The sequence below is a fragment of the Bacillus sp. P4_D3 genome (assembly GCF_056401855.1).
Map to the genome: position 1 here is coordinate 1 of NZ_JBFUIN010000803.1, position 1323 is coordinate 1323.

Below are 1323 nucleotides of genomic sequence, written 5' to 3' on the forward strand. Positions count from 1 at the left end.
ATTATGTATGTGCTGTACAAATAAGATTACTAAATTTTTCTATTCCGTTCAATGATTTTTGATTTTTTCAAAAACTCGATACACTTGATTTGTCATTACAAGTAAATATACATATGTTACAATCACATTGCACACTAGAAAACATTATGGGGGTACGAATGGAAACGTTATTAATCCAGCAGACTGAGAAATCAAATAAGTTTTGGAAAATCGTTGTGAAAGATAGAGACTATGTTGTGTTTTACGGAAAAATTGGCACAGCTGGTAGTGTGAAAGCGAAAGAGTTTGAAACAGCAGAAGAGTGTATAAAAGAAGCTAACAAACTAATCGCTTCCAAACGAAAAAAAGGATATACAGACCCGTGCCCTGGGGAAGATTATATAAAAGAAAAAACGATAACAGAAGAAGAATTTTGGGAACTACTTGATCGTACAAAAACGAAAGGTGAAGACCAAGAAGAACAACTAGAATGGCTTACTTCTCACCTTGCTAAACGTACAGTACATGAAATTGTAGCTTTTGACACACATATGCATCGCATATTAAAAGATTCCTATACATCTCGCTTATGGGCAGCAGCTTATATTATTTTAGGCGGTTGTTCGGATGATTGTTTTGATTACTTCCGCGGATGGTTATTATATCAAGGGAAAGAAACTTATGAAGCGTGTATTGAAGATCCAGAACGGTTAATTCCTGTATTAGAAAATTTGAGTGAGTATGACGTACCAAATATTGAAGAACTTTCTTTATACTTCGGTTTCACTGTATATGCAGAAAAAACAGGAGATGAAGATGATACATACTTTACACTTTACCATGTCTTATCCAATGAAAAATTCGACGAGATAGATTTTGAGTTTGACTGGGATGAAGATGACGAAGAAGGATTGAAAAAGATGTTTCCTAGACTGTGGGAGATGTACGGGGAAGAACCGATTGAGTGGTAGATTTACATACGAAAAACGCCTTGTTTCTTTAGTAACAAGGCGTTTTTTCTTCATACTATGTCTAAATTGTTATCTTTCCACTCCCCCACCACTTCATAAAAGTTTTTAAGGAAGGAGCAACCCACGTCCTACTATCATTTTCATGATTCCATACATATATATCATCTCTTTGCACTATTTCATTCAAAATGGAATAGCCAAACAAATCACCATTTCCGCCATCAGCAAAAAATAATAAACAGTCAAAAGGCATGTACAAATCCTTGAATACGACTGTATTTCTCATATTCATATTTTCCGTTTTAATTCTTGAAGCATCCCAAATAAAGTCCCCATATTCACCTTCTATACCGTTTGTTTCCTGTAATAAATG

2 protein-coding genes are annotated in these 1323 nt (G+C 34.6%); one reads left to right on the top strand and one right to left on the bottom strand.

Features of this window, described 5'->3' with window-relative positions:
- The first annotated feature begins 158 nt into the window (after positions 1-158).
- On the top strand, positions 159-950 hold the full coding sequence (locus AC1DTM_RS26830; RefSeq protein WP_199715315.1) for a DUF4240 domain-containing protein: 792 nt from the start codon (positions 159-161) through the stop codon (positions 948-950).
- A gap of 61 nt (positions 951-1011) precedes the next feature.
- Here AC1DTM_RS26830 and AC1DTM_RS26835 read toward each other — a convergent pair.
- On the bottom strand, positions 1012-1323 hold a 312-nt coding region (locus tag AC1DTM_RS26835; protein ID WP_477001313.1), incomplete at its 5' end, for an SMI1/KNR4 family protein.

Excerpts from the sequence above, each read along its gene's own strand:
- AC1DTM_RS26830 (WP_199715315.1), top strand. The coding sequence starts at position 159 with ATGGAAACGTTATTAATCCAGCAGACTGAGAAATCAAATAAGTTTTGG.